The sequence below is a fragment of the Haladaptatus sp. genome (genome assembly GCF_049589095.1).
Classification (GTDB): domain Archaea; phylum Halobacteriota; class Halobacteria; order Halobacteriales; family Haladaptataceae; genus Haladaptatus.
The window spans coordinates 1-6,224 of record NZ_JBAWAC010000338.1; the positions used below are offsets into that span (position 1 = coordinate 1).

Annotated in this window: 4 protein-coding genes; 3 read left to right on the forward strand and 1 reads right to left on the reverse strand. The window is 59.8% G+C overall.

The window, feature by feature from the left end:
• The 3 genes from WBV42_RS10820 to aceB form a co-directional block, all read left to right on the forward strand.
• A partial coding sequence (locus WBV42_RS10820) for an L-lactate permease (protein ID WP_423986035.1) occupies positions 1-1,239 on the forward strand: 1,239 nt, incomplete at its 5' end.
• A 115-nt stretch (positions 1,240-1,354) separates the two neighbouring features.
• A complete protein-coding gene (locus tag WBV42_RS10825; protein WP_423986036.1) occupies positions 1,355-4,345 on the forward strand; it encodes an FAD-binding and (Fe-S)-binding domain-containing protein in 2,991 nt (996 codons plus the stop codon).
• Positions 4,346-4,469: 124 nt separating this feature from the next.
• A complete protein-coding gene (gene aceB / locus WBV42_RS10830) occupies positions 4,470-5,774 on the forward strand; it encodes a malate synthase AceB (protein WP_423986037.1) in 1,305 nt (434 codons plus the stop codon).
• A gap of 176 nt (positions 5,775-5,950) precedes the next feature.
• Here the strand turns inward: aceB and WBV42_RS10835 are convergent.
• On the reverse strand, positions 5,951-6,224 hold a 274-nt coding region (locus WBV42_RS10835), incomplete at its 5' end, for an IclR family transcriptional regulator domain-containing protein (protein WP_423986038.1).

The window sequence follows — 6,224 nt, forward strand, 5'->3', positions numbered from 1 at the left end:
GATACGCTCGAATCCGTCTCGATGGTGAAGACGCAGGTCGTCGTCAACGGCCCGTTCGGTAGTATCTCCCTCTGGGTGGATCAAATCGCCGTCTGGGCCGCGACCTATCACGCCATCGTCGGCATCGCCGTCCCCATCATGGGCGTGATGATGATGACGCGATTCTTCGGCGAGGAACGTTCGATACGTCCCGCGTTCGCGGTCCTCCCGCTCGCGCTGTTCTCGTGGGTAACGTTCGTGATTCCCTACTGGCTCACGGCCTACTACCTCGGTCCGGAGTTCCCCGCGCTCCTCGGTTCGATGGTCGCGATGGTCTTGACGATTGGCGCGCTGAAAGCCGGTTACTTCCACCCGGACGACGACTGGGAGTTCGCTCCGCGCGACACGTGGCCCTCGCACTGGGTCGGTGGCATCGAACCCGGCGAGTCCATGGGACAGGGCGGTCAGATCGCTGCTGACGGCGGGACGGTTACGTCGAGTAACACGGCCCTCGCTGACGACGATGAGATGTCGATCTGGATGGCGTGGCTCCCTTACGGGTTGCTCGCCGTTCTGCTCGTTCTCACCCGCGTCTGGGCACCGCTAAGCGACTTCCTCCAGTCGACACTCGTCCTGCAGTGGACCAATATTCTCGGAACAGGGCTCGAAAATTCCATCAGTGTCCTGTATCTCCCCGGTGCGGTGTTCGTCGCGGTCCACCTCATCACGATCCCACTTCATCGAATGAACACGACCGACATCAAGAACGCGTGGGTCGAAACGGGTGAGCGGATCACCCCGCCACTCGTCGCGCTCCTGTTCGCCGTGGCCACCGTCCAAATCATGCTCCAGTCGGGTGCCGCGACTGGCGGGGATAGCATGCTTATCGTGTTGTCGAAGGCCGTGGCAGGGGTCGCCGGTGGCACCTATCCGTTCTTCGCTGCGTTCGTCGGGGCGTTCGGCGCGTTCCTCGCCGGATCGAACACGGTGAGCGACATCCTCTTCGGGACGTTCCAATACGGCGTTGCGCGCGACATCGGCGTCTCACGAACGCTACTGCTCGCCGCGCAGGCCGTCGGTGGTGCGATCGGCAATCTCATCGCCATTCACAACGTCGTCGCCGCGCTCGCGGTCGTCGGTCTCGTCGGCGAAGAAGGGCGTGTCATTCGATTAGAACTCATCCCGCTCATCTACTACGCCGTCTTTACCGGCGTACTGAGCCTCCTGTTCGTCTACGTCCTCTTCCCGGGGGTGTTCTGACGAAGGCACGTGTGGATTTCCCCCACATCGAATCATTCTGGCCGTTCGCTAATATTCGCCACGAATCACCACTATCCTAATTGTTAATAGGCGAGATTCCCAATGAGAAGACGTTATGGCTATCGACCGATCCAGGTCAAGTCTCGGTGAGTCAAAGGCACAGCGGGACGCCGAAAGTCCCTCTCGCGTCGATGTAGCCGAGTACGCATCGCTCGCGAGCGATTTGCGCGATGCCGTCGACGGACAGGTTCGATTCGACGAGTATTCACAGATCCTCTACGCGACTGACGGAAGCATCTATCAGGCCCGTCCCGCGGGCGTCGTTACGCCTCGTCACGCTACCGACGTGCAAGATGCCGTACGGGTCGCTGCCGATTACGACGTTCCCATTCTCGCGCGCGGAGCAGGATCGTCACTCGGGGGCCAAGCGGTCGGACCGGGTTGTGTCGTCCTCGATCTGTCTCGCCATATGGACAGCCTCGTCAATATCGACGAGGACGCCCGCGAGGCGACGATCCAGCCCGGAATCGTTCAGGACGTTCTCGACGAACACCTCGCTCGCTACGGACTCAAGTTCGCACCCGACCCGGCGTCTTCGAACCGAGCGACGGTCGGCGGCGGCATCGGGAACAACTCGACGGGTGCCCACTCCGTCCGATACGGAATCACCGACGCCTACACGGAGGAACTGAAAGTCGTCCTCGCCGACGGGTCGCTCCTCCACACCCGAGAGATCGTTCTCGACTGCGAGGAGTGGGACGAGATCGTCGCGGAGGACACCCGCGAAGCGGAGATCTATCGGACCGTCCGCACGCTCGTCGAAGGGAACGCCGACGAGATCGAGGACCGATATCCCAAGCTGAAGCGGAGCGTCAGCGGTTACAATCTTCACAAAGTCATCTACGAGAACGACGACGGCGAACGGGTGATCAACCTCTCGAAGCTCTTCGTCGGTGCGGAAAGTACGCTCGGCGTGGTCGTCGAGGCGACGCTGAGCCTCGTGACGAGGCCGGAGGAAACCGCGCTCGCGCTCTATTGCTTCGAGGATCTCGTCGACGCCATGGAGGCCGTCCCCGAAGCCCTCGACTTCGACGTCAGTGCAGTCGAACTCATGGACGACGAAGTGTTCCGTCTCGCCCGCGACTCCCCCGAGTTCGCTCAGTACGCAGACCCGATCCCCGAGAAAACCGCAGCGTCCCTCATGATCGAGTTCGACTCCGAACTCGTCGATGACTTCGAGGACGCTGTCGCCGAGACGAACGCGCACTTCCACGACGCCGGAAAGGCCTTCGACGTCATCGAGGCGTACACGGACGACGAGCAGGCGAAACTTTGGAAACTTCGGAAGGCCGCCATCCCGCTCCTCATGAGTCTCGACGGGGATCCGAAACCCTACCCGTTCATCGAGGACGCAACGGTACCGCCCGAGGAACTCGCCGAGTACGTGCAGTCGTTCGAGGACGTACTCATCGATCACGGAACGTCGGCGGCCTACTTCGCACACGCCGGGAGTGGAACGCTGCACATTCGTCCGATTCTCAACCTGAAAGACGACGACGGAATTCAGATGATGCAGTCGATTGCGGACGACGTGACTGATTTGGTCCTCGAACACGACGGGGCGTTCTCCGGGGAGCACGGCGATGGACTCGCCCGCACCGAGTTCAATCCGAAGATGTACGGTGAAAGCCTCTGGGCGGCGTTCAAAGACGTCAAGGACGTATTCGACCCCGACTGGCGGATGAACCCCGGAAAGGTCGTCTACCGTGACGACGATCCGACCGATATGCGCGAAAACCTCCGCTACGGCGCCGAATACAGCTCCATCGAACCCGCGACCAAACTCGACTTCGACGAGGAGGGTGGATTCTCCCAACTCGTCGAACTCTGCAACGGCTGTGGGAACTGCAGACAACCGGATCGGGACGTGATGTGCCCGACCTACCGGGCATCCGAGGAGGAGATACAGGCGACACGCGGTCGTGCCAATCTGCTGCGCGCGGCCATCAGCGGCGAGCTTCCAGAAGAGGAACTGTACTCCGATCGCTTCCAAGAGGAGGTTCTCGACCTCTGTATCGGCTGTAAGGGATGTATGAACGATTGCCCGACCGGTGTCGATATGGCGAAGCTCAAGACCGAGGTCAAACATCAGGCTCATCAGCACCACGACCCCGGAATTCGTGACCGTCTCTTTGCAAACATCGATACGCTTTCGGCGCTCGGCAGCCGTCTCGCACCGATAGCGAACCGGCTCACCGAACTTCCCGGTTCCCGACTCGCCCTCGAGAAGATTCTCGGGATTGCCGCGGATCGAGAGCTTCCGACGTTCGAGGCGGAGAGTTTCCAGGAGTGGTTCGAGTTACGAGGGTCGGGCGTTCCCCTTCGGGAGGCCGACGACAAGGTGTTGCTCTTCCCCGATACGTACACGAACTACAGTCATCCTTTGACCGGAAAAGCCGCCGTGACGGTTCTCGAGGCGGCGAATATCCACGTCGAGGTTCCCGACGACGTCGGGGCGAGTGGCCGACCGGCGTATTCGAAGGGGTTCCTCGATCTCGCCGAGAAGCGAGCGCGCCGCAACGTGAACGCCTTACGTCCGTACGTCGATGACGGCTGGTCGGTGCTCTTCATCGAACCGTCGGACGCCGTGATGTTCCAGGACGAGTACCGCTCGCTGCTGCAGGGTTCCGCGGTCGAAACCGTTTCCGAGAACGCCTACAGCGTTCTCGAATTCGTCGACACGCACCGACTCGACGACCGGATGTTCTTCGAGGAGTCCGATGAATCGCTCTCCTATCACGGCCACTGTAATCAGAAAGCGATGAACAAGGACCACCATGCGGTCGGCGTGCTCCGACGAGCGGGGTACGCAGTCGATCCCCTTGACAGTGCGTGCTGTGGCATGGCAGGCAGTTTCGGGTACGAAGCCGAACATTTCGACCTCTCGAAGGCGATGGGACGGATCCTCTTCGACAAGGTCGAAGCGAGCGACACCGATACAGTCGTCGCGCCAGGTGCATCCTGCCGTAGCCAACTGGGCGATCGTGCCGACGCGACGAAACCGCCGCATCCGATCACGAAAGTCGCCGAGGCGCTCGTCGATTGAATTCCGCCCGTCTTCCGAACGCTCGGATCGTCGTTCCGAGTCCAAGAGATGAATCAGAGGGATATCGATTCTCTATCCGTCACCAACACACTTAATAAAGAGTACGGTAACATTTTCATGAGCTATGGCTATAAAAAGACATTACGATCGCGAATTCGTCCGAACGTTCTTCACGTCCCCGACTGCTGTAGAGGGCGGGGACGATTCCGCCAAGATGATCCGAAGCGCTGCCCAGCTCCAGGGTATGAAGGCCCCGGACGTCTGGGTGCCGGACAACGAGGATGCAACGGCTCCGTCCATGCGGGACGAGGGTGTCGAGAACCTCATCGAGGTCGTTTCCGAGTACGGTGCTGACTTCCCGGGAGAGATACACCCGCGGATCGTCTGGCACCGTGAGGATTCATCGACCCGATATCAGGGATTTCAGCACATGCTGGAAATCGCCGATCCAGAAAACGGCGCCATCGAACACATCGACGGCTTCGTCATCCCGGAAGTCGGTGATATCGACGATTGGAAGAAAGCCGACGAGTTCTTCACCATCATCGAAGATGAGCACGGACTCGAAAAGGGTAGCCTCTCGATGTCGGTAATCGTCGAGAGCGGCGAAGCCGAATTGGCTCTCGGGGACCTTCGTGAAGAGATCGGGAAGCCATCCAACAACCTCGAACGGCTGTTTATGCTCGTCGATGGCGAAGTCGATTACACCAAGGACATGCGCGCGATGACCCCGACCGGATCGCTTCCGCCGTGGTCCGAACTTCGACACAACACGTCCCGTGGTGCCAGTGCCGCCGCGCTCATCGCGGTCGACGGACCATACGACGATATCCGCGATATCGAGGGCTACCACGAACGGATGGAGGACAACCGCGCGAAGGGGATGATCGGCATCTGGTCGTTGACTCCCGGACAGGTGGTCGAAGCGAACAAGGCACCACTCCCGCCAAAGACTGGGAGTTGGCTCCTCGAAACCGGCGACGACGAAGTCGAACTCCGGGAGGAGGACGGTCGGCAGATCTACGATGGAGACGAGATTTCGCTCGAAGAGACCGGCGACGGCTACGTCCTGCGCGTCGGTACCGACGAACGCGAACTCGACGAGGAGGAACTCCACGAGGAACTGCTGGCTATGACGTCTTACGTACCCAGCATGAACGATATCGTCGATTCGATGGAGGAGTTCGAAGCGGCGAAAGAAGCCGGGCAGGGTGCGATTGCCATGACGCAGTCGACAACGCTAGCTATCGGGGATGTCGAAGTGACCATCGAGAAGGATAGGATGTGGGACGAAGCTACCTATCAGGCTGCTCAGACCCCGGTCACTTTGTTCCAGGACGTCTACGAACACCGTTCGGACCAGCACGAGGAACTGGAGGAAATGTACGGAAGCGACGTCGTAGACCGGGCGACAAACGTCGGTAACTGATCGCAGGTAGGACGCACGTTCGGACGACCGAAACGCCAATACGTGATCCATCCGGATGGCACGGTTGCGGAGGTCGTCTCGTGCTCAGATCGTCAGTTCTTACGATTTTTGATCGTCAGTGTCTCCCCCTTCGAGACCTCTGTCTGCAAAGGAAACGCGGCAACGGTGCAATCGTCTTAGTCATAGGTCAGGTTGATCTCGATAACATTTGCGACGCGTTGGACAACATCTTTCAGTTCGTTCTGTAGTCGCTCTTCGGACATTCGTCGCTCGGGGCCGGTGACACTGATCGCCGCGCGGCGCTTTCCTTCTACGACGATGGGAGCAGCAACACAGCAAATTCCATCGACACGCTGGTTGCGTTCGTATGCGACTCCCGAGTTTCGAATCCGTTCGAGTTCCGAGCTGAATTTTTCGCGGTCAGTAATTGTCTCCGGGGTTTGCCTGGGC

Excerpts from the sequence above, each read along its gene's own strand:
- WBV42_RS10825 (WP_423986036.1), top strand. The coding sequence starts at position 1,355 with ATGGCTATCGACCGATCCAGGTCAAGTCTCGGTGAGTCAAAGGCACAG.
- aceB (WP_423986037.1), top strand. The coding sequence starts at position 4,470 with ATGGCTATAAAAAGACATTACGATCGCGAATTCGTCCGAACGTTCTTC.